Source organism: Mesorhizobium sp. M0904, from assembly GCF_040319475.1.
Lineage (GTDB): Bacteria > Pseudomonadota > Alphaproteobacteria > Rhizobiales > Rhizobiaceae > Mesorhizobium.
The window spans coordinates 73,048-93,450 of sequence record NZ_JAMYOC010000022.1; the positions used below are offsets into that span (position 1 = coordinate 73,048).

General features: G+C 61.5%; 20 protein-coding genes and 1 tRNA gene. 14 read left to right on the top strand and 7 right to left on the bottom strand.

From position 1 onward, the window contains the following. Positions 1–18: 18 nt before the first annotated feature. On the top strand, positions 19–225 hold the full coding sequence (locus tag NKH80_RS22540) for a DUF1737 domain-containing protein (RefSeq protein ID WP_352470863.1): 207 nt from the start codon (positions 19–21) through the stop codon (positions 223–225). 294 nt (positions 226–519) lie between these two features. On the opposite strand, the gene NKH80_RS22545 is transcribed toward NKH80_RS22540, so the two are convergent. Then, on the bottom strand, positions 520–942 hold the full coding sequence (locus NKH80_RS22545; protein ID WP_023680515.1) for a metallopeptidase family protein: 423 nt from the start codon (positions 940–942) through the stop codon (positions 520–522). A 233-nt stretch (positions 943–1,175) separates the two neighbouring features. Between NKH80_RS22545 and NKH80_RS22550 the strand changes: the two genes are divergently transcribed. From NKH80_RS22550 to NKH80_RS22565, 4 genes are all read left to right on the top strand, one after another. Beyond that, on the top strand, positions 1,176–1,928 hold the full coding sequence (locus NKH80_RS22550) for a DUF3800 domain-containing protein (protein WP_352507376.1): 753 nt from the start codon (positions 1,176–1,178) through the stop codon (positions 1,926–1,928). Between the two features lie 171 nt (positions 1,929–2,099). Then, positions 2,100–3,182, top strand: a complete 1,083-nt coding sequence (locus NKH80_RS22555) for an ImuA family protein (RefSeq protein WP_352507377.1) — start codon at positions 2,100–2,102, stop codon at positions 3,180–3,182. After that, positions 3,115–4,593, top strand: a complete 1,479-nt coding sequence (locus NKH80_RS22560; protein WP_352993544.1) for a DUF6504 family protein — start codon at positions 3,115–3,117, stop codon at positions 4,591–4,593. The genes NKH80_RS22555 and NKH80_RS22560 overlap by 68 nt, the downstream gene beginning before the upstream one ends. Next, on the top strand, positions 4,590–7,886 hold the full coding sequence (locus NKH80_RS22565) for an error-prone DNA polymerase (RefSeq protein ID WP_352993546.1): 3,297 nt from the start codon (positions 4,590–4,592) through the stop codon (positions 7,884–7,886). The genes NKH80_RS22560 and NKH80_RS22565 overlap by 4 nt, the downstream gene beginning before the upstream one ends. 42 nt (positions 7,887–7,928) lie before the next feature. Here the strand turns inward: NKH80_RS22565 and NKH80_RS22570 are convergent, their stop codons facing one another. From NKH80_RS22570 to NKH80_RS22585, 4 genes are all read right to left on the bottom strand, one after another. After that, positions 7,929–8,168 carry a Trm112 family protein gene (locus NKH80_RS22570; protein ID WP_023675986.1) on the bottom strand — a complete coding sequence of 80 codons (240 nt, stop codon included), beginning with the start codon at positions 8,166–8,168 and terminating at the stop codon, positions 7,929–7,931. 83 nt (positions 8,169–8,251) lie between these two features. Beyond that, positions 8,252–8,923 carry an LON peptidase substrate-binding domain-containing protein gene (locus NKH80_RS22575; RefSeq protein WP_023675985.1) on the bottom strand — a complete coding sequence of 224 codons (672 nt, stop codon included), beginning with the start codon at positions 8,921–8,923 and terminating at the stop codon, positions 8,252–8,254. 163 nt (positions 8,924–9,086) lie between these two features. Next, the gene (gene trxA, locus NKH80_RS22580) at positions 9,087–10,079 is read right to left on the bottom strand and encodes a thioredoxin (RefSeq protein ID WP_352479721.1); all 993 of its coding nucleotides are present in this window, start codon (positions 10,077–10,079) and stop codon (positions 9,087–9,089) included. A gap of 100 nt (positions 10,080–10,179) precedes the next feature. Continuing rightward, positions 10,180–10,677 (bottom strand): prolyl-tRNA synthetase associated domain-containing protein, encoded by a 498-nt coding sequence (locus tag NKH80_RS22585; RefSeq protein WP_254817917.1) that lies wholly within the window; start codon positions 10,675–10,677, stop codon positions 10,180–10,182. A 232-nt stretch (positions 10,678–10,909) separates the two neighbouring features. Between NKH80_RS22585 and NKH80_RS22590 the strand changes: the two genes are divergently transcribed. Next, positions 10,910–10,984, top strand: a tRNA-Gly gene (locus tag NKH80_RS22590). Positions 10,985–11,125: 141 nt separating this feature from the next. On the opposite strand, the gene NKH80_RS22595 is transcribed toward NKH80_RS22590, so the two are convergent. Beyond that, the gene (locus NKH80_RS22595; RefSeq protein ID WP_352993548.1) at positions 11,126–11,998 is read right to left on the bottom strand and encodes a ferritin-like domain-containing protein; all 873 of its coding nucleotides are present in this window, start codon (positions 11,996–11,998) and stop codon (positions 11,126–11,128) included. A 398-nt stretch (positions 11,999–12,396) separates the two neighbouring features. On the opposite strand from NKH80_RS22595, the gene NKH80_RS22600 reads away from it, so the two are divergent. The 5 genes from NKH80_RS22600 (at position 12,397) to NKH80_RS22620 (ending at position 16,207) form a co-directional block, all read left to right on the top strand. Continuing rightward, complete coding sequence (locus tag NKH80_RS22600; RefSeq protein WP_352993550.1) at positions 12,397–12,732, top strand: hypothetical protein; 336 nt, start codon at positions 12,397–12,399, stop codon at positions 12,730–12,732. Positions 12,733–13,022: 290 nt separating this feature from the next. After that, a complete protein-coding gene (locus NKH80_RS22605) occupies positions 13,023–13,340 on the top strand; it encodes a hypothetical protein (protein ID WP_352993552.1) in 318 nt (105 codons plus the stop codon). Positions 13,341–13,347: 7 nt separating this feature from the next. Then, positions 13,348–14,367: a M48 family metalloprotease gene (locus NKH80_RS22610; RefSeq protein ID WP_352993553.1), complete on the top strand. Its 1,020-nt coding sequence runs from the start codon at positions 13,348–13,350 to the stop codon at positions 14,365–14,367. 16 nt (positions 14,368–14,383) lie between these two features. Next, positions 14,384–14,959, top strand: coding sequence for a dCTP deaminase (gene dcd, locus NKH80_RS22615; RefSeq protein ID WP_352993589.1), 576 nt, complete (start codon positions 14,384–14,386; stop codon positions 14,957–14,959). Positions 14,960–14,968: 9 nt separating this feature from the next. Continuing rightward, the gene (locus tag NKH80_RS22620) at positions 14,969–16,207 is read left to right on the top strand and encodes a M24 family metallopeptidase (protein ID WP_352993554.1); all 1,239 of its coding nucleotides are present in this window, start codon (positions 14,969–14,971) and stop codon (positions 16,205–16,207) included. A gap of 15 nt (positions 16,208–16,222) precedes the next feature. Here the strand turns inward: NKH80_RS22620 and NKH80_RS22625 are convergent, their stop codons facing one another. Continuing rightward, the gene (locus NKH80_RS22625) at positions 16,223–17,095 is read right to left on the bottom strand and encodes a helix-turn-helix domain-containing protein (protein WP_352507383.1); all 873 of its coding nucleotides are present in this window, start codon (positions 17,093–17,095) and stop codon (positions 16,223–16,225) included. Between the two features lie 106 nt (positions 17,096–17,201). On the opposite strand from NKH80_RS22625, the gene NKH80_RS22630 reads away from it, so the two are divergent. From NKH80_RS22630 to NKH80_RS22640, 3 genes are all read left to right on the top strand, one after another. Next, a complete protein-coding gene (locus NKH80_RS22630; RefSeq protein WP_254817929.1) occupies positions 17,202–18,473 on the top strand; it encodes an extracellular solute-binding protein in 1,272 nt (423 codons plus the stop codon). A gap of 204 nt (positions 18,474–18,677) precedes the next feature. Continuing rightward, positions 18,678–19,538, top strand: coding sequence for a carbohydrate ABC transporter permease (locus NKH80_RS22635; RefSeq protein ID WP_254817930.1), 861 nt, complete (start codon positions 18,678–18,680; stop codon positions 19,536–19,538). Then, on the top strand, positions 19,535–20,401 hold the full coding sequence (locus NKH80_RS22640; RefSeq protein ID WP_352751471.1) for a carbohydrate ABC transporter permease: 867 nt from the start codon (positions 19,535–19,537) through the stop codon (positions 20,399–20,401). The genes NKH80_RS22635 and NKH80_RS22640 overlap by 4 nt, the downstream gene beginning before the upstream one ends. Positions 20,402–20,403: the final 2 nt, after the last annotated feature.

Sequence of the window (20,403 nt, forward strand, 5' to 3'; positions counted from 1 at the left end):
TGACGACAGGATTGAAGAATGAAACTCTACCGTTTTCTGTCCGGTCCGGACGATTCCAGCTTCTGCCACAAGGTGACGGCGGCGTTGAACAAGGGCTGGCACCTGTTCGGCTCGCCGACCTATGCCTATGACCAGGAAGCCAAGACCATGCGCTGCGGCCAGGCCGTGGTGAAGGACATCGAGGGCCAGGAATACGGCCCCGACACCAAGCTCAGCGATTGGTAGGGAGGTTCGCTGAAGCGCTCGTCCTTCGTCATCCTAGGGCGTAGCAGTCGCGAAGCGACGTCGCGGAGTACCCTAGGATCCATGCCGTTACCTCTGCCGAAGGGCACGGCGGATCAGGATTAGTCTAGTGTGATCTACCACCGATCGGGATAGCCCCGTTACCCAGAACGGGATGATGAGCGTTCGGTTCTGCACCGCCGGCGCACTGCATCACTATCACGGCATGGATCCTGGGGTCTGCGCCGCGTCGCTTCGCTCCTTGCTCCGCCCCAGGATGACGAGGAGCGGGGTCGCTCACTCCGCTGCCTCTTCGATCTTCTCCATATCGTCGTCCGACAGGCCGAAATGGTGGCCGATCTCGTGGATCAGCACATGGGTGACGATGTCGCCCAGCGTTTCCTCGTTCTCGGCCCAGTAGTCGAGGATGGCGCGACGATAGAGGGTGATGCGGTTCGGCCCCTCGCCGGTCTGCGGATTCCAGCGCTCGGCGATGCCGCGCCCCTCGAACAGGCCGAGCAGGTCGAAGGGCGTTTCCAGCGAAAGGTCGTCCATGATCTCGTCGGTCGGGAATTCGGCGATCTGAATGACGATCTCGCCGGTCAACTTGCGAAAGTCCTCCGGCAGATGGGCATAGGCCTCCAGCGCCAGGAGCTCGATTTCCTCCATCGTTGGCGAAAGCTGGTCGTGCCAGATGCGTGTTTGGTAGATGCGAGCCATGCTTTGTCCTTTGATCCCGGCATATAGGCTTTCAGGCCGAACTCGGCAAATGGTCGGGCTGCCGCCTTTGCCCCAGGATCATAAGCAGGAATAAATTCAGCGTGTCGTAATTCGCGTACGCACTGAGGAGGTGGTACCGTGCTGAACAAATTTCGAGCCGATGAGTCGACGGAAATGGTGGAAGGCGCGTCCTAGAGTTCCGCGACACCTTTCTTGCCCCTCGGGAAGGTTTGGTGGTCGTGATTGAGGTCTACCTAGACGAATCTGGCACTGACCATGACTCGCAAATTCTTTCCGTATCCGCCGTTTGGGCTTCAAAAGAAGACTGGCAGATCTGGACCCTCGAGTGGATCGTGGCGAAGGCGCCGATAAAAATTCACCACTCGGTCGATTGCCATAACAGGCATGGGGAGTACGAAGGGTGGACCCGTGAAGAGCGAGATAGACACGTCAAGCGCATCCTGCCGGTAGTCAAAAACCACTACATTCGGGGCATTATCGCCGCCGTCGACAGGCGGAAACTGAGCGAGGTCTTGGCTCACAAACATAGCTTAGCCATCAAGCCGGAAGACATGGTACGCGGCTGGTACTACATCTGCCTGCAATGGGCCCTTCGCAGCACGTGGGAGAAACTCGCATCGGAAGGCCACGATAACATCGCATTCGTCCATGAAGCCAACCAGTACAGCGCGGCGGCGACTGAGGCGTTCCAGCAAGTCCAGCGGCATTTTCCGGGAAAATCGGCGACTTTCAATTTCGGCTCAAAAACTAGGCACCCACCGCTTCAATGCGCAGACGTATTGGCATATGAGGGGAACCATCAAATGAGGAATTTTCGCGGTCCCCTACGAAAAACCCTCCAAGCTATCGACCCTAGCTTCAGCCGCTTTAGCTTTCGCAAATATGACGATGAAGAAGTCGATCAAATCGCCGACTTTACCGCCCAATATTTGAGACGCGTCGCTTCAGAATTGGCTTCAGGCTAGAGTCAAAAGCCGCCCCCTTTTTATCAACCCCAGGCTCCCGAGCGGTTTCCTTGAAAAGCTCGGATTGCTCTTTCTGGGAATAAATTCCCCATGACTCCGCTTGACTCTTCGGGCGGCCTCTGGAATCTATAGGAACATAACGGGAACAATTGTGAGTGGAAGCTGACCGTCATGGCGACAAGCGCCGTGGCGCGGGAGACTGTTTTTGCCCTGCGCCGCCAGATCGCGAAGATCGAAGGGACCTTGCCCGAGCGCCTGGAGGCGCCGGCCAGTTCGTCGTTTGACGCGGATGTCCCTCGTCAGAGTCTGACACCCTCTCGGCATCCGACACCCGCTCGGAATCTGACCATTGTCCGGCGCGGCCTCGCCGTGGCGCCGCCCGATGCGTTTTTGCGCACCGGCGCCGAGCGCCTCGATGCTGCGCTGAGCGGCGGCCTGCCGAAGGCGGCGGTGAGCGAGTTTCATGGCGCCGCGACCCGCGATGCCGGGGTCGTTGCCGGTTTTGCCTTGTCGCTCGTCAGCCTGATCCTAAGCCAGGGGCCGCGATTGCCGGTGCTGTGGATCGGCACATCAGAGGTTTTCCGCGAGGCCGGCTTTCCCTATGCCAGGGGGCTTCACGCCTTCTTCGGCATCGAGCCGGAGCAATTGCTGTTTTCCGAGGCGCCAAGGCTGCTCGATGCGCTGTGGATCGCCGAGGAGGCTGCCCGGATGACGGCGCTGGCCGCCGTCATCCTCGAAATCCGCGGCAGCCCGCAGCGGCTTGACCTCACCGCGACGCGGCGGCTGCACGCCCGCGCGCAGAGTGCGGGCCGGCCGCTGTTCCTGCTGCGCCAGGCCGGCGAGCCCGAACCGACGGCAGCGCCCGTCCGCCTCATCCTGTCGGCGGCACCGGCGGCAACGCGTAAGACGCTTGCCGGGCCGCTCGCCGGCTCGATCGGCCGGCCCGCCTTCACCGTCGCCATCGGCAAGAGCCGCACGGCCTTGCCCGGAAAATTCACACTGGAGTGGAACCCCGATGAACGCATATTCGAAGAAAGACGGGGCGAGCAAGGAAGGTCTCAGGAATGGGCCCCAGAACGGCCAAAGAATCCTATCCCTGTGGTTTCCGCATCTCGCCGCCGAGAGAATCCTGCGGCAGCGTCTGGGGCGGTCCTGGCGTTCCCGGCCGTCGGATCACCTGCCGCTGGTGATCAGTCACCGCGACCGGAACGCCCAGCGCATCGCCGCCCTCGACGAGCGGGCCGAGGCGCTTAATCTGAAGCGCGGCATGGGCATAGCCGACGCACGCGCCATGCATCCCTCGATCGACATCGTGGAGGCCGATCCGGAGGCCGACCGGCGCCTGCTCGAAGGCCTCGCCGACTGGTGCGACCGCTATACCCCGCTGGTGGCGCTTGACGGGACCGACGGCCTCTATCTCGACGTCACCGGCTGCACCCATCTTTTCGGCGGCGAACGCTCGATGCTGGACGATATCCTGTCGCGTTTTTTCCATCAGGGCTTCGATGTCCGCGCCGGGCTTGCCGCCACGCCTGGGGCTGCCTGGGCGGCGGCGCGGTTTGCTGGCGACCGCATCGTGCCCGATGGTAAGGAGGAAGCGCTTCTCGCGCCCTTGCCGCTGGCGGCGCTGCGCATCGACCCGGAGGTACGCGCCAGCCTCGAAAGCGTCGGCCTGCGCACGGCGGGCGCCGTCATGGCGGCACCGCGCGCGCCGCTGGCCCGCCGCTTCGGCGCATCGCTGCTCTTGCGCCTCGACCAGGCGCTCGGCCGCCTCGACGAAGCCGTGTCGCCGCGCCTGCCGGTGGCACCGCTTTCGGTCGAGCGTCATCTTGCCGAGCCGATCATGCTGACCGAGGACATCGAGCGGCTGACCGGCATGCTGGCGACCACCTTGAAGAGCGACCTCGAGCGTCGCGGCGAGGGCGCAAGGCGGCTGGCGCTGCTGCTTTTCCGCGTCGATGGCGGCGTCAGCCGCATCGCCGTCGGCACCTCGCGGCCTCTGCGCGAGCCGCGGCTGATCCAGAAATTGTTCCACGAAAGGCTTGCTGCGCTCGAACGGGATATCGACGCCGGCTATGGCTTCGATCTCGTGCGCCTTTCGGTGCTGACCGCCGCCGCCTTCGACATGCAGCAGGCAGACCTTGCCGGCGAGACGAGCGACGACGGTGCCGATATCGCGCTTTTTGCCGACCGCATTCGCGCCCGGCTCGGCGAAGGCGCGGTCTTGAAGCCGGTTGCCGTCGAGAGCCATTTGCCGGAGCGCGCCGTCGCCACTATCCCCTTCACGGAGGCGCCGCAGAGAAGCTCGCCGCCGAAGCAGCCGGACAAGGCGAAGGACGCTCCCACGACCGTCTTCCAGCCTGAGCGACCGATCCGGCTTTTCCGTTCGCCCGAGCCGATCGAAGTGCCAGCCACCGAAATGCCGGAAGGCCCGCCTTTGAACTTCCGCTGGCGGCGCGCGCTCTACCGGGTCGCGCGCGCCGAAGGGCCGGAGCGCATCGCGCCGGAATGGTGGCGAGAGGCGGCGGGACGAGAAGATGCCCCGACCCGGGATTATTTCCGCATCGAGGATGCCGACGGCCGCCGTTACTGGCTCTATCGCCAGGGCCTTTACGGCGCCTCTCAAGTCCCGCCGCGCTGGTTCATGCATGGGATCTTCGCATGAATGCGCTGACGGCCATCCCCTATGCCGAATTCGGCATCCAGTCGAACTTCTCGTTCCTGCGCGGTGCCTCGAAACCGGAGGAGCTGGTGGTCGCGGCAAAATTCCTGGGGTTTTCGGCGATCGGTCTCGCCGACCGAAACACGGTGGCGGGCGTGGTACGCGCCTGGCAGCAGGCCAAGGTGGAGGGTGTTTCCTATCATCCCGGCTGCCGCCTGGTTTTTTGCGACGGCACGCCGGACATCCTCGCCTACCCGCAGGACCGCAAGGGCTGGGGGCATCTATGCCGCATGCTGACACAGGCCAATCTGCGCGACGAGAACGAAAAGGGCGCAACGCTTCTCAAACAGAGCGATCTTCTTGAATGGGGCGATCTCCTGTCGCTGGCCATATTGCCGGATCTGTCGGCGGACGCGGAAGCTGGCCTCGCACTGATTAGCCGGCTCAGGGATCGCTTCGGCGAAAACCTGAGGCTGGCGGTTTCGCCGGATTACCGCGGTAACGACCGCTTCCGTATCGACCAGGCGGCGGCGATGGCCGAGCTGGCCGGCATCCCGCTGATGGCCACCAACGACGTTCTCTACCATACGTCGGAACGGCGCCCGCTGCAGGACGTGCTGACGGCGATCCGCCTCAATGTGCCCGTCGCCGAGGTGGGGCTGGAGCTGGCGGCCAATGCCGAGCGCCACTTAAAGCCGCCGCTGGAGATGGCACGGCTTTTCCGCAGGCATCCGCAAGCGCTGGCGGAAACGCTGCGTTTTGCCGGCGAGCTGACCTTCTCGCTCAGTGATCTGCAATACAACTATCCCGACGAGCCGACGGAATCGGGCCTCGGGCCGCAGGCCGAGCTGGAAAGGCTGGCCAAGGAGGGGGCCGCCATCCGCTACCCCTCGGGCGTGCCCGCTTTTGTGACGCAACGCATCGAGGAGGAGCTCGCCCTGATCGAGCGCCTGAACTACGCGCGCTATTTCCTGACTGTCCACGACATCGTCAAATTCGCCCGCAGCCAGAACATTCTCTGCCAGGGGCGCGGCTCCGCCGCCAACTCGATCGTCTGCTTCTGCATCGGCATCACCGAAGTTGGCCCGGACAAGATCGACACGCTTTTCGAGCGCTTCATTTCCGAGGAAAGAAACGAACCGCCCGACATCGACGTCGATTTCGAGCATGAAAAGCGCGAGGAGGTCATCCAGTACATCTATTCCAAATACAGTACCAAGCGCACCGCGCTGGCCGCTGCCGTCGTCAGCTACCGGGGCCGCTCGGCGATGCGCGAAGTGGCTAAGGCGATGGGCCTGTCGGATGACGTCCGCAGCGCGCTGTCCAGTTCGATCTGGGGCTGGTCGACCTCGGAGCTCGGCGAAAAGGAGACAAAAGCCGGCGGCCTCGATCAGACCGATCCATCGACAAGGCACGTGATCGAATGCGCCAACGAGATCATGGGCTTTCCCCGTCATTTGTCGCAGCATGTCGGCGGTTTTGTCATCACCAGGGACCGGCTCGACGAGATCGTGCCCATCGTCAAGACGGCGATGGACGAGCGCAAGATGGTCGAGTGGGACAAGGACGACCTCGACGCGGTGAAAATCCTTAAAGTGGACGTGCTGGCGCTCGGCATGCTGACCTGCCTGCAGCGCGCCTTCACCCTGCTCCGGGATCATTATCCGGAGGCGCGGGACGATTACGGCCAACCCTATGTGCTGGCCACTCTGCCTGCCGAGGACAAGCATGTCTACGACATGATCTGCCGTGCCGACACGATCGGCGTCTTCCAGATCGAATCCCGCGCGCAGATGTCGATGCTGCCGCGGCTGCGGCCAAAAAGCTTTTACGACCTCGTCATCGAGGTGGCGATCGTGCGGCCCGGCCCGATCCAGGGCGACATGGTCCATCCCTATCTGCGCCGCCGGCAAGGCAAGGAAAAACCCGAATACCCCAAGCCGGAACTGGAAAAAATCCTCGGCAGGACGCTGGGCGTGCCGTTGTTCCAGGAGCAGGCGATGAAGATCGCCATCGTCGCCGGCGGCTTCAGGCCGGGCGAGGCCGATGAACTGCGCCGCGCCATGGCGACGTTCAAGCGCACCGGCACGATCGGCAATTACCGCAAGAGAATGGTCGACGGCATGGTCGCCAAGGGCTACGAAAAAGACTTCGCCGAGCGCTGCTTCAAACAGATCGAAGGCTTTGGCGAATACGGCTTTCCCGAAAGCCACGCCGCCTCCTTCGCCCTGCTGGTCTATGCCTCCTGCTGGTTCAAGACCTTCTATCCCGACGTGTTCTGCGCCGCGATCCTGAATTCCCAGCCGATGGGGTTTTACCAGCCGGCTCAGCTTGTCCGCGACGCGCATGACCACGGCGTCGAGATCCGCGAGGTCGACGTCAATTTTTCCGGCTGGGATTGCGCCTTGGAGAAATCGGCTTTCGATCCGGATCGTATCCTTGACCGCCATACCCAGATGCGCGGCGTCATCCGGACCAGCCATGCCGTCCGGCTTGGTTTTCGCCAGGTCAAGGGCCTGTCGAAGGAGCGCATGGAGACCTTTGTGCTGCGACGCGGCGACGGCTACGCATCCGTGCGCGATGTCTGGCTGCGCTCGGGCCTCAACGTCGACGAGATCGAAAAACTGGCACAGGCCGACGCTTTCCGCTCGCTTGAATTGAACCGCCGCGACGCTCTATGGGCGGTCCGCGCGCTCGACGGCAAGAGTGCCGCCGAAAAGCTGCCGCTGTTCGATCAGCCGGCGATCCGCTTGCGCGATCTGGAGCCTGCAACCAGGCTCCCGACAATGCCGCTCGGCGAGCACGTCGTCCACGACTACCGCTCGCTTGGCCTGTCGCTGAAGGCGCACCCGGTCGCCTTCCTGCGTCAAAGGCTGGATCGTTCCGGCGTCACGCCCAATGTGCGGCTCGGCCAGGTGCGGGACGGCCGGCGCGTTTCGGTCGCCGGCCTCGTGCTGGTGCGGCAGCGGCCGGGCAATGGCAAGGCGATTTTCCTGACGCTGGAAGACGAGAATGCGGTCGCCAACATCATTTTCTGGGAAAGGACTTTTGACCGCTTCCGCCCCATCGTCATGGGCGCGCGTCTCATCCGCGTCACCGGCAAGCTGCAATCGGAATCGGACGTCATCCATATCGTCGCCGAGAAGGTCGAGGATCTGACGCCGTGGCTGTCGGTGCTGCTTGAGCAGGCAAGGCCTGCGGACAGACTGTCGAGCAGTGCAGACGGCAGCATCGCGCAAACGGAACTATTGGGAAAGGCAGAGAAGGTCATGCCCAAAGGGCGCAATTTTCAATAGAGGCGCGAAAGATCGCGACGGAGCGGCTCTGAACCGCAGCACTCAGGGCGTTCCACCCAGGCGCGGCGGCGGTGGCATGGCATCATCTATGGTGATGACACGCGCTTCCGATGGCAGCATGATCGGAATGCCGTCCCGCACCGGATAGGCAAGCTTTGCGACCCGCGAGATAAGCTCGCCGCGCTCCGGATCCCAGGCAAGCGGTCCCTTGGTCAGCGGGCAGGCCAAGAGTTCCAGCAGCTTGGGATCGACAGTCCTGTTCCCGTCACGTCCATCCGCCATTCGATCCATCCTTTCCACAAGGCGACCGCTTCAGGTTTTGCGCGCGGCCTCTCCTTCTCCCTTGTGGGAGAAGGAGGGCCAACCTACTGCAAACTCGAACCGAAATCCTCATTGTCGCGCGCCAGCGCCATTTCGGTGATGGCGATCAGGGTCTCGGCGCGTGTCTTCAGATCGGCCGCTTCGAGCAGCGCCTGTTTCTCGGCCGGCCCGTAGGGCGCCATCATCGACAGTGCGTTGACCAGCATGGCGTTTTCGGCGCGACTGACGCTCTCCCAGTCGGCCTCCAGATCGTTGGCCTGCAGATAGGCGCGAAACGCTTTGAGCAGCGCCGGCCGGTCGATCTCGGCGTCTGCCTGCTCCTCGTCGAGATCGGCGAGAAAAGGTGCCAGCCGGCACTGGCGGAACGGCGTCTTGACCGTGAGTTCCTGGACAATGCGGAACCGGCACACGCCCTGCAGCGAAATCAGGTAACGGCCGTCGCCGCTCTCGGACAGCGCAATGATGCGCCCGGCACAGCCGACATTGCAGAGCTCCGGCTCGCCGTCTGGACGCAGTGCACCGTCGAGGCTGGGCTGGATCATGCCGATCAGCCGCGGCCCGGCGATCGCTTCGTCGACCATCTGCAGATAGCGCGGCTCGAAGATGTTGAGCGGCATGCGGCCTCCCGGCAGCAGCAATGCGCCCTCGAGCGGAAAGATCGGCATGGTCGACGGTAAGTCCGCAGCGAGCCGGTAATGCGCGTTTCCCGCCTGCACCTCAATCCTCCGATCGCTTTGTCAGGAAGCGCACCAAATCCGTCTCCTCCCGGCCGGCACAAGGCGCAACACCGGAAACCTGAAATCGAACGCCGTCCGAAAACCTAATCTGGCGCAGCTGCCGCCCACCGCAAGCCCGCACGACAAAACAGTCTGCGCCGGCTCAGGAAAACAGCAGCGACGACAATTTGCGCCGTGCCGACAGCGTTGCTTCGTCGGTCATGCCCCATGCCTCGAAGAGCTGCAGCAACTGGGTTCTGGCGCCGTCGTCGTTCCACGAGCGGTCGGCCTTGATGATCGCCAGCAGATTGTCGGCCGCCGCCATGCGATCACCCTTAGCGTTCTGGATCATGGCGAGCTCGAACCGTGCCTGGTGATCCCCGGGATTTTCGGCCAGCCGCCGTTCCAGTTCCGCCGGATTGCCGAGCACTGCTGCCTGCGCGGCGAGCGCCATCTTGGCGCGCAGCGCGGCGAGCTGGGGCGCATCCTTCTTCGCTTCCGGCGCCCGCGCCAACACCGCCTCGGCACCTTCGGTATCGCCGGCCTCGAACAGCAGATCGCCCAAGCCGGCGATCGCCTCGATCGTCTCCGGCGCCTGTTCCAGGATGGCATCATAAATGTCGGCAGCGGTCTGCACGTCACCGGCGTCGCGCGCCTCGGCAGCGGCGGCCAGTGCCTCGGCCACTTGCGGCGCGCCACCGTTCTTGCCGCCGACCTTCTGAATGAATTGCGTGATCTGGCTCTCGGGAATGGCGCCCATGAAGCCGTCGACCGGCTGGCCGTCCTTGAAGGCAATGACCGCCGGTATCGACTGGATGCCGAGCTGGCCGGCGATCGATGGATGATCGTCGATATTCATCTTGACCAGCTTGACCTTGCCACCGGCGGCTTTCACCGCCTTCTCCAGCAGCGGCGTCAATTGCTTGCAGGGACCGCACCACGGCGCCCAGAAATCGACCAGCACCGGCTGGCGACGCGATTCCTGGATGACGTCTGCAGCAAATCCAGCGGTCGTTGTGTCCTTGATGACATCGGCCGGCGCCTCCGCAAGTGCGACCTTCTCACGCGCGGCGTCGGTGCCGCCATATTGCACGGTGGTGGCATACTGGCCGCCATTGCTGCCAAATGGGCCGCCAAAGGGGTTGCTATCGCTCATCTCGTCGCCTTTCGGTCGCGCCGCCGGCCAAGGGACGGGCGCAACATCCTTCTTTAGAACCCGGTTTCAGTCACCCCGGTCTTAGTCACCCATGTGGCGATCATGCCGAGACTTTCAAGATAACAGCATCATGTCCGGTTGCCTCGACGAATTTGACCAGGTCCGCGGCAGCGATGGAAGTCGTCGCTTCATTGGTCAGCGGGTGGGCATTGACCACCGCATGGCTCATCAGCTTCTCGTCCAAAACGACCTTGACCCTTCGCTCGGTGTCGTTGATCAGCCCGAACACCGTGACCGCGCCCGGGACGACGCCGAGAAGCTCCATCAGCATCTCCGGCCGGCCGAAAGACACGCGCCCCGCAGCGCCGATCAGATGGTGGATCTGCTTGAGATCGACCACCGCCTCCTCGTCGACGCTGACCAGGAAGAAATTGTCCTTCTTGTCCTTGAGGAACAGGTTCTTGGTGTGGCCGCCGGCAATCTCGCCGCGCAGCGCCTGCGAATCGGCGACCGTGAACAGCGGCGGATGCCGCCGCGTCGATACCTCGATCCCAAGTCCGGCAAGAAAGGCGAAAAGTTCGGCTTCGGTCTTCGGCATCGGTCTTTCTTCTGGTGGCCCGCTTTCAACGGCTTGTTCGGCTAACGCCGTTTACGGCCAATGATGCGGCCAAGACAAGTCCGTCGCGCAACGCGGGGGGTGATTGCCTTGCGACGTCCCGAAGGAGCGCTTCTCCGCATTGCCGGCGAAGCAAAAAGCCTGCGAATTCCCTGTTGCAATCGCCGCGCTCTTCAGCCATATAGGCGCGGCTTGCGGCCCAAAAGCCGCGCGAGCGGGTGTAGCTCAGGGGTAGAGCACAACCTTGCCAAGGTTGGGGTCGAGCGTTCGAATCGCTTCACCCGCTCCATTTCTCTCAAGGGAAATCAAGCATCGAAAAGCCGCGGTCCGCCGCGGCATTTTCGTTTCTGCGCGCCAACAGGGCGCAGCGCGCCGAATCGGCTGGCCGCGCGCGCAAGTTCATTTGCCACGAGATTCATCCGCAGACCGCTCAGGTGCTTTTGAGCGTTCCGTTCATTCCGTTCGGGTAGAAGCCGCCCTTGCTGACGCCTTTCTGGTCGGTCAGATAGACGATCCGAAGCACTTCTTGCGGCGTCCTCGTGAAGGCGATTGCATCCGGGGTCGATGGAACGATATTGGCTTTGCCGTCCACTCGGATGCCCTGGTCCTTGTCTTCCGGTCCATCGATCTTGTCGCGGGCGTCGGAAACCGCATTGGCGGCCTTCCAGGCATCCTCGCCCATTCGGTAAAGCGACGATCGCGCCATCCCCATGTGATAGGCCTCGACGGCCAGAATGCCAGCGGCGGCGGCCTGGAAATCTTTGTTTTTCAGAAGCGGCGCGGCGCCGGCATAGGCAGTGACGCCGACATCCTCGAACAGCATGCCGCCGAGCACGAAGTTCATCTGGTTGCCGAAAGGATCGAAGTCCGCTCCGAGCCCCGCCGCCTTGGCAACCGCCGCAAAGCCCGCATCGAAATCGATTGCCGGCCGGTCGACGGCATCGCTTCCAAGTGTCTTGCGATAGAACCTGACATGGGCAAGTTCGTTTTCGGCGACCTCCCGCATGAACTCGCCGATTGCAGGCGTGTCAAAGCGAACCTGTTTGCCGCCAGCCACAGCGCCGGCCTTCGGGCCGGCATCCGAGTCATCGATCCCTTTTCCGGTGGTGCCGCGCAGGTAATATTCGGCTTCCATATATTCGAGATTGAGGGCGAACCGGAAAATGTCTTCGTCTTTGACCTCATCCTGCGCATAGGCGCGGGAAACCGGGGCAAGCCCGGTGGCCGAAGCGACCGTGGCTCCCAGACCAAACTGCAATGCGCGGCGGCGTGAAACACGAAATGCAGGCGTGACGCGGATCATGGCTTCCTCCCAAAAGCCCGCCGGCATCAAACATTTTGGCACCTCAAAAGCGGGCCTGCGCTCCCAACTTCACGAAGTGTGGAATGTTCCTCAATCGCCTTAAATGATCTCGCCGGATGGCGAGCGCCGAGGTTTCCTCGATTGTAACCTCATGTCAGCCGACGCACATGCGCTGTAGCGGCGCTGGATCTGACGGCAGCAAAAATCCAGCCGTTGCGGTCGTCCGAAGTACGCTGTCGATAAAATTCAGGACTTTTGCGTGCCGGTTTCGGACCAAGGTCCATCTTGCAGAATACTGTATTTGAACAAAGCTAGTAACAGCCGGCTTTCACATTGGAAGTCCTGACGTTTTTCATCTGGAACCCATCCTGGCGGGAGGGCGACTCGAAGGAGGAACTATGAAAACCCGCACCTGTCTATTCGCGACTGTAGCCGCTCTCACCCTTGTCGCATCTCCGGTCCTCGCTGCTCCCGGCGGCAATGGCAATGGCAACGGCAATGGCGGCAGCAACGGCAACGGCGGAAACTCGGCCGGGGCCGGCTCGCAGGGACACGGAGCCGCCACTTCCGCCGCGGCCAGGGACAAGTCGACGCACGGAGTTGCTCACGCAGCGGCGGTCGTTGCGACGACACCGGCCTCACCACAGGCCACGTTGGCCTTGCAGGCAGCGCTGGCAAGACAGACCGCGGATGACGCGGCAGACACTGCCGACGACACTGACACGGCTGAGTGAAGGCGACGAAGCTGTTGCTTCGTCCTAACACTATCGGTTCATTGACTCTGAACCCATGCTGGTTGGTGGGTTTCCTGCCGCTCGGCCATTTGCGCTTCACCTGCGGCGGTTACCTTTGACCGAATCAGCATACAAAAGACGGCTGCCCTAGGGTGGCCGTTTTGCTATGCCGGCCGTGTCACCATCACAAGAATTTTCCCAGTTATTCAGCTGGCAAATTGCTGTGTTGGACTCTTGACTACCGAGCCACACAGATTCATACATCAGATTCACGGCTTTGGGAGACTTTGATGTTGGCCGCCGCTTCCCCCGAACGCGAAAAGTTTCCATCTCTTTTCCATTTGGCTTTGGAACTTCTTAGCATGAACAAAGAGCTTCCTGAGCCGCTTTCTCGGCATATGGAACTGGTGTCGCGTCAGGCTCTGGAAGTCCTTGTGAACCCAGCAACGGTTTCAGCGAATACCCTCCCAGAGGCAATTCAGCTGGCTCTTCAGCTCCGGTCATCTGACCGGTTGAGAAGGGCCTTTAATCCGGATCTTCATCGTCTTACAGCGGCGCAGGCCCGGAACCTGCTCTCCCTAGAGCAGAACCGTGCGGCCTCGCATTGACCTGAGCTTGGTCCGGCAGAGCCTGCGACTTCTGAACGATTCCGCGTTTTTCGATCGCAGATTACATGACTTCACAGAGCATTTGATCGGTGCGATCGACCACGTTCTCGCAGCCCCAACTCTGTACGATAGCGCGATTGTGAGACAATTTGCGGACCAGATGCGCCTTGTCCAGTCCTACTTAGCTGGCAGTACGTCGAACGAAATTCCATATGAAGTCGTTTATTGCTTGACGAATGCGTTAGCACCTTGGGTTAAGCGGGAAACCATAATCGTCACCAGCTTGACTGAAGGTCATAATTTCCATCTCCTTCCCGTTGACCCTTGGAACTTTATTCGTACGACAATTAGTGGGTACGATACAGCCGGGTTTAACATCCTGTTAGTGATGATCGGCGTTCCGCGATTGTATTCACACAAGCCTGTTTTTTGTATCCCGCTTTTTCACGAACTCGGCCATTTCGTTGACGTTACTTCTAAGCTCTCCGAGGTTACCGTCCTGCTAAATTCTGCGGCAATAGCGCCAGTCGATGCTGACGAGTTAGCTCACAGACGGGAATTCTTTGCAGACGTATTTTCAAGTTGCTTCGTCGGTTACGCGGGTATTGAAGCGCTAAAAACCATAGCGCCGAACCATCCTACCACATATACTCATCCGGCTACCGCAGACAGAATACAAGTTGTTTCAGATTTTCTAGGATCAATCAACAACCCGATTGTGGACCTGCTCACCACTGCGGTGGCAGCATTAGGTCTACCAAACCTCAGAATAGCATCGTCCAAGGCAAATTTGGCTGTCGACTTCGATGATCTCCGGACCTTTGCTGGCTCAAATATCGGAGAGGTTTACGGCATATTCGAAGCGGCATGGAATTATATGTTCGAAGCAATCGACCAGGGCCGAAATCCGTGGGGGCTATCACCCGTGCGGGAAACCGATATAGAAACAGTTGTCAATGACTTGACCGAAAAATCCATCAGAAATTATGCATTGCGAGTAGCTTGGAATGAAACTGCTACGCCGTAAAGCTATAACTGACAGAATGAAGGTCAAGGGCCCAAGGGGACTGTACATTGATCCGCTGTTGTCGGAGAGCCAACTAGGTGAAGTAACGATTGACCTAAGGCTGGGGACGGACTTCTTAGTCTCAGTAGTTACTAGGCGCCCTTCGATTGACTCAGCTCAACGTCCGGAGCAGTCGCGTGGTATCGCTTCATACTTCCGTAGCACGCGACGGGAGCTCGGAGATAAGTTTGTCCTCTATCCAAGTCAAGTCGTGCTGGGCACGACACTTGAGTATGTTGGATTACCCGACGACGTTTACGCAGATATAATTTCCCGGTCGAGCTTTAGCCGACTAGGCATTCACCACAATACAATGATACAACCCGGCTTCAGGGGGTGTATCCCGTTGGAACTGTTCAATCACGGGAATAACCCTATCGAATTGGTTGTAGGGGGGCGCTTAGTTCAGGCGCGGCTTATGGAAATGACCAGCTCCAGCCGATATCAATCGGCCACGGAAAACCGCAAATATTTTGGCAACGTTCGCCCCGTCATTTCGAAGGCCCAACATGACCCAGACCTCGATACGCTAACCAAACTCCGAGAGAGTTAAAGTAAGTCCGTGACCGGCTTTGTCGACCGCGAGCGCGCGACTGACCTGATGCAGCGCGCCGGCATCGAGGCGCTGGTGCTTTGCGAGCCCGAGGCGTTCCAATATGCCACCGGTGCCTGGATCGGCCCGGCCGGCCTGTTCCGGCGGGCCGGCGCCGGTTTCGCCGTTATTCCCAAGCGAGGCGACCTGCCGATCGGCGTCGTGGTGGCGGATTTCCAGGCTGCCCAGCTCCCGGCGGCGATGGCCGGCGCCATGGTACGCACGCATCCGATCTGGATCGAATCGGCGTCGCTCGAGCCGGCGACTGCCGACCGGCCTGTTGCGCAGCGCATCGAGGCCGGCCTGGTTGGCCGCGGCCCCGGTTTTTCACGTCCGGCGACCTTCGAGCTTGCCCGCTCCGTCCGCGAGCTGAAGACGATCCTCGCAGAATTCGGGCTGGAGCGTGCGACGCTCGGCATCGAGCTGGATTTCGTCTCGGCCAGCGATTTTTCCGCGATGCAGGCGATGTTGCCGGGCACTGCCCTGGTCAACGGTTCGCCGATCCTCGACCGGCTGCGGGCGATCAAGTCGCAGAGCGAGATCGACCTGTTGCAGCAGGGCATCGTCCTGTCGGAGGCCGGCCTGTCGCGGCTGCAGCAGCATGCAGCGGCCGGCATGCGTCAGTCTGAGCTGGTCGCGCTTTACCGGCAAGGCGTCGCGGATGTAGCCGCCGGGTCGTCGCAGCAAATCTCGACGGCGGAATACGTCACGCTGGGCGCTCGCCCAAAAGGCGCCGACGCGGTCGCCGCCGCCGGCGATCCGCTGAAGGCCGACATGGTGTGCAGCGTGAACGGCTATGCCTCGGATATGTCGCGGAATTTCACCTTCGGGCCGCCGTCGCCCGAACAGGCCGAATTGCATGCGATAGCCGAACGCGCCTTCGCCGACGGGCTTGCCGCGCTTATGCCCGGAAAGCCGCTGGCCGCCGTGCATCGCGCCGCCAGTGACAGCCTGGCGCGCCAGGGCCTGCGTTCCTATCGCCGCGGCCATTTCGGCCACGGCGTCGGCCATTCCGTGTTTTCCGAGCAATGGCCGTTCATCTCGGCCGACTGCGATGTCGCGATCGAACCCGGCATGGTGCTGGCATTCGAGATTCCGCTCTACATCGACGGTCTCGCCAGCTTCAATCTCGAGGACCAGTTCCTGATCACCGCCAACGGGCCGTCGCCGATGAACCGCCTGCCGAGACGTCTGGGGGTTATCGGCTGAATCCAGCCGGCGCCCTTATCTGGCGCCGGCCACGCCCCTGCGGAAATCCGACGGCGACATGCCGGAAAGCTTGCGGAACGACTTGTTGAACGCGCTGAGGGAGCCGAAGCCCGATTCCATGGCGACGCGCAGCACATTGGCATCCTGATGCATCAGCAGCGCCTGCGCGTAGCTGAGGCGCAGCAGATTCACATATTCATTGAGCGTCATGCCGGTCGATTTCTTGAAGATGCTCATGGCGTATTTGGGATGGATGTCGGCCGCCGCGGCGATGTCGACGCAATCGATCTCGTAGAGGAAATTCTCGGCGATGAAGTCGCACATGCGCCCGACATTGCGCAGCGATTGCTGATCGAACGGGCTGCCTAGCTCCTGTTCGACCGGCGTTTCCGGCACCAGCCGGTAGGGCTCGAACCGCACCCGCTCAAGCCGCAGCAAAAGCTCGTTGACGGCATGCTCCGCCTTGACCGGGTCGCCGGAGCGGGCATAGCGGTTCCAGCGCTCGAAATTGTGGTCGTCCGACCGGTCGGTGGCGTCGGTCACCAGCGTCGCGCCGGTCATCAGCCTGTTGCGGACGTCGACGGGCAAATGCAGCCGGAAGAAATGAACCAGCGGCAGATGCGCGCCGGCGTAGATGGCATCGTCGGAGGCTTCGTCCATCTGGTGCGGCAGGCCGCCCCAGAACAGGCACATGTCGCCCGCAGAAAGCGAAAGCCCGTGCCCGTCCATGCGGTAATGCACGGCGCCACGCACGATGAAATTCACCTCGACCTGGGCATGCCAATGTGGCTTGAGCATCACCAGGGGCTGGGTGTGGAACATTTGCAGCAGCAGCGGCAGGCCCTCCACGCTGCTGGCGCCAGGCTGGTAAAACGGCCTTTCCGGCATCTTACTTTCCGCTCATTTCTTATTCCCTTTGTCGCGGACAAGGCTTTCCCGAAGCCTAGTCTAGCCACGCTCGCAAACAGAGAGCAACTGAAATGGGAGGATTTCAATGCGCTTAAAATTGACCTGCGCCGCGCTCGCGCTTGCCCTGGGCTCCAGCCCAGCCTTTGCGCAGTCCGGTGAAATCACGATCTGGAGCTGGAACATCGCCGCTTCGTCGCTGAAGGCCACCATAGCGGGCTTCAACAAGCAGTATCCCGACATCAAGGTCACGGTCGAGGACCTCGGCAACCAGCCGACCTACGACAAATCGATCGCCGGCTGTGCCGCCGGCGGCGAGGGCCTGCCGGACATCGTGACGATCGAGAACGGCGAGGCGGAAAACTACTGGAGCCAGTTCCCGGATTGCTTCGTCGACCTGCACACGCTCGGCTACACCGCAGAAGACCAGGCAAAATTCCCCGACTTCAAACGTACCGAGCTCGAGGTTGACGACAAGGCCTATGCGATGCCCTGGGATTCCGGTCCAGTAGCGATGTTCTACCGCCGCGACTTCTATGAGAAGGCCGGCGTCGACCCGTCTTCGATCAAGACCTGGGACGATTTCATCGCCGCCGCCAAGAAGATCCAGGCCGCCAATCCTGGCGTGACGATGACCAACGCCGATTTCAACGGCGATTCCGAATTCTTCCGCATGATCTCCAACGAGCAGGGCTGCGCCTATTTCTCCGCCGATGGTCAATCGATCACCGTCAATCAGCCCAAATGCGTCGATGCCATGACCAAGATCAAGGAGATGAAGGACGCCGGCATCATTTCCTCTGCCGACTGGAGCACCAAGATCACCAACAACACCGCCGGCAAGGTCGCCAGCCAGATGTATGGCGGCTGGTATGAAGGCACCATACGCACCGAGTCGCCCGATGGCGCAGGCAAATGGGGCGTCTATCTGATGCCGAGCCTGACCGCCGACGGTCCGCGCGCCGCCAATCTCGGCGGCTCCTCGCTCGCCATCACTTCGGTGTCGAAGAACAAGGAAGCCGCCTACGCCTATCTGAAATACACGCTAGGGACGAATGAGGGCCAAATCACCATGCTGAAAGGCTTCGGCCTGGTGCCGTCGCTGATCTCGGCGCTCAACGACCCTTATGTCTCCGAAGGCCTGCCCTATTGGGGTGGCCAAGCCGTGTGGAAGGACATTCTCGGCACCTTGCCCAAGGTCGTCCCCAGCCGCGGCACGCCGTTCCAGAGCGACGCCGAAATCATCATCCGCGCGGTGCAGACCAAATATCTGGCCGGCGGCTATCCCGACGCCAAGGCAGCGCTCGACGATGCCGCAAGCCAGATCGCCGCGGCGACCGGCCTACCGGTCAAGTCGTGATCTAGACGAGGCGGCTCCGAGCGCACGGTTCCCCTTCTCCCCTTGTGGGAGAAGGTATCGCCGAAGGCGGCAGATGAGGGGTGCTCCAGCTTGGCGCCGGCGGCACTCCGGCCATCACCCCTCAACCGTCTCGGCGCTATGCGCCGATCCACCTTCTCCACAAGGGGAGAAGGCAAGAACTTGAAAGCAGAAAGGAGGAAAACGATGCGCTACCAGAACGCCACGGCTTATCGCTTTCTCGCGCCCTATCTGCTGATCTTCTCGATCTTCTGGCTGTGGCCGATCATCGATTCCTTCCTGATCTCGTTCCAGGCGACGCGCACCGTGCCGTGGCGGTTCGCGCCGACCTTCAACTGGGGCCGGCTGATCGGCGATCCCGCCTTCTTCAATGCCTTGAAGAACACATTGCTGATCCTCGTCATCCAGGTGCCGGTGATGATTTCGCTGGCGATTGTGATGGCGGTGCTTTTGAATTCGCCGCTGCTCAAGGCGCGTGGCCTCTTCCGCTTTGCCTTCTTCGCGCCGGTCGTGGTCGGCGAAGTCGCCTATTCGGCGGTTTTCCGGCTGATGTTCAATCTCGACTACGGCATCATCAACAAGTTGCTGAACAGCATCGGCCTGCCCAGTGTCGACTGGTTTACCAACGTCACCCCGGCGATGGCGGTGATCATGATGGCGGTGACCTGGCGCTGGGCCGGCTACAACGCCATCATCCTGCTCGCGGGCCTGCAGTCCATCCCCGAGGATGTCTACGAGGCGGCAACCTTGGACCGGGTCAGCAAGGTCAAACAGTTCTTTTACATCACGCTGCCGCTGCTCAAGCCGATCATCGTGTTCTGCGCCGTGCTGTCGATCATCGGCACCATGCAGCTGTTCACCGAGCCCTTCCTGATCACCGAGCGCGGCGGGCCGGGCGGCGGCACCGAAACGCTCGGGCTGCTGCTTTACCGCCAGGGCTTCCGGTCGCTCAATTTCGGCTACGCTTCGGCCGTCGCCTACACCATGGCCGGGCTGGCGATTGCCATTTCGCTGGTGCAGATATGGCTGACGAGGGAACCGAAATGACCTCGCGCTCCTCAATAAGCCATTCCCGGGTCAGCCGTTCCCAGGCCAGATTGGGCCGCAGCATCGCGCTGCATCTGTTCCTGACGCCGCTGGCGCTGGTCTGGCTGTTCCCGCTGTGGATGATGGTGGTCTTTTCCACGATGCCCGACAATGGCATCTTCAGCCCCGACATCGAGCTTTTGCCGCACGGCAATTTCCTCGACAATGTCAGCAATCTGCAGCGCGGCACCAATTTCATCGGCGCCATCGGCATCTCCGTCTCGGTGGCGGTGACCTACACCTTCCTGTCGGTGATGCTCACCTCGATGGCCGGCTGGGCGCTGGCGCGTTACAACTTCTTCGGCAAGGGCATGGTCGTCGCCATCATCTTCGGCACCATCACGCTGCCCTATGCGGTCGTGCTGATCCCGCAATTCATCATGGTGGCGCGCGACTTCAAGCTCGCCAACACCTGGGTGGCGCTGATCGTGCCGCCACTGTTCAACTCGCTGGGCGTGCTATTCATGCGGCAGAGTTTTTCGATGATGCCGCACGAGCTGTTCGACGCCGCCAAGGTCGAGGGCGTCAAGGAATGGCGGATATTCCTGTTCGTCGCATTGCCTCTGGCGCGGCCGATGCTGGCGGCGCTCGCCATCATTCTCTTCCTTGCTTCCTGGAACAATTATCTGTGGCCGCTGCTGATCAATTCCAAGCCGGGCGCAATGACCGCGCCGGTGGCGCTCGGCACGCTGATCGGTCTCACCAAGGTGTCCTGGGGCGGCATCATGGCGGGCGCGGTGATGCTGACGGCGCCAATGCTCGTCGTGTTCGTGCTTCTGCAGCGCCATTTCGTCGCCGGCATCGCCGCCGGCGCCATCAAGTAAGG

Excerpts from the sequence above, each read along its gene's own strand:
- NKH80_RS22555 (WP_352507377.1), top strand. The coding sequence starts at position 2,100 with ATGGCGACAAGCGCCGTGGCGCGGGAGACTGTTTTTGCCCTGCGCCGC.
- dcd (WP_352993589.1), top strand. The coding sequence starts at position 14,384 with ATGAAGGTCAAGGGCCCAAGGGGACTGTACATTGATCCGCTGTTGTCG.
- NKH80_RS22625 (WP_352507383.1), bottom strand. The coding sequence starts at position 17,095 with ATGCCGGAAAGGCCGTTTTACCAGCCTGGCGCCAGCAGCGTGGAGGGC.
- trxA (WP_352479721.1), bottom strand. The coding sequence starts at position 10,079 with ATGAGCGATAGCAACCCCTTTGGCGGCCCATTTGGCAGCAATGGCGGC.
- NKH80_RS22640 (WP_352751471.1), top strand. The coding sequence starts at position 19,535 with ATGACCTCGCGCTCCTCAATAAGCCATTCCCGGGTCAGCCGTTCCCAG.
- NKH80_RS22595 (WP_352993548.1), bottom strand. The coding sequence starts at position 11,998 with ATGATCCGCGTCACGCCTGCATTTCGTGTTTCACGCCGCCGCGCATTG.
- NKH80_RS22545 (WP_023680515.1), bottom strand. The coding sequence starts at position 942 with ATGGCTCGCATCTACCAAACACGCATCTGGCACGACCAGCTTTCGCCA.
- NKH80_RS22635 (WP_254817930.1), top strand. The coding sequence starts at position 18,678 with ATGCGCTACCAGAACGCCACGGCTTATCGCTTTCTCGCGCCCTATCTG.
- NKH80_RS22540 (WP_352470863.1), top strand. The coding sequence starts at position 19 with ATGAAACTCTACCGTTTTCTGTCCGGTCCGGACGATTCCAGCTTCTGC.
- NKH80_RS22565 (WP_352993546.1), top strand. The coding sequence starts at position 4,590 with ATGAATGCGCTGACGGCCATCCCCTATGCCGAATTCGGCATCCAGTCG.
- NKH80_RS22600 (WP_352993550.1), top strand. The coding sequence starts at position 12,397 with ATGAAAACCCGCACCTGTCTATTCGCGACTGTAGCCGCTCTCACCCTT.
- NKH80_RS22630 (WP_254817929.1), top strand. The coding sequence starts at position 17,202 with ATGCGCTTAAAATTGACCTGCGCCGCGCTCGCGCTTGCCCTGGGCTCC.
- NKH80_RS22585 (WP_254817917.1), bottom strand. The coding sequence starts at position 10,677 with ATGCCGAAGACCGAAGCCGAACTTTTCGCCTTTCTTGCCGGACTTGGG.
- NKH80_RS22570 (WP_023675986.1), bottom strand. The coding sequence starts at position 8,168 with ATGGCGGATGGACGTGACGGGAACAGGACTGTCGATCCCAAGCTGCTG.
- NKH80_RS22605 (WP_352993552.1), top strand. The coding sequence starts at position 13,023 with ATGTTGGCCGCCGCTTCCCCCGAACGCGAAAAGTTTCCATCTCTTTTC.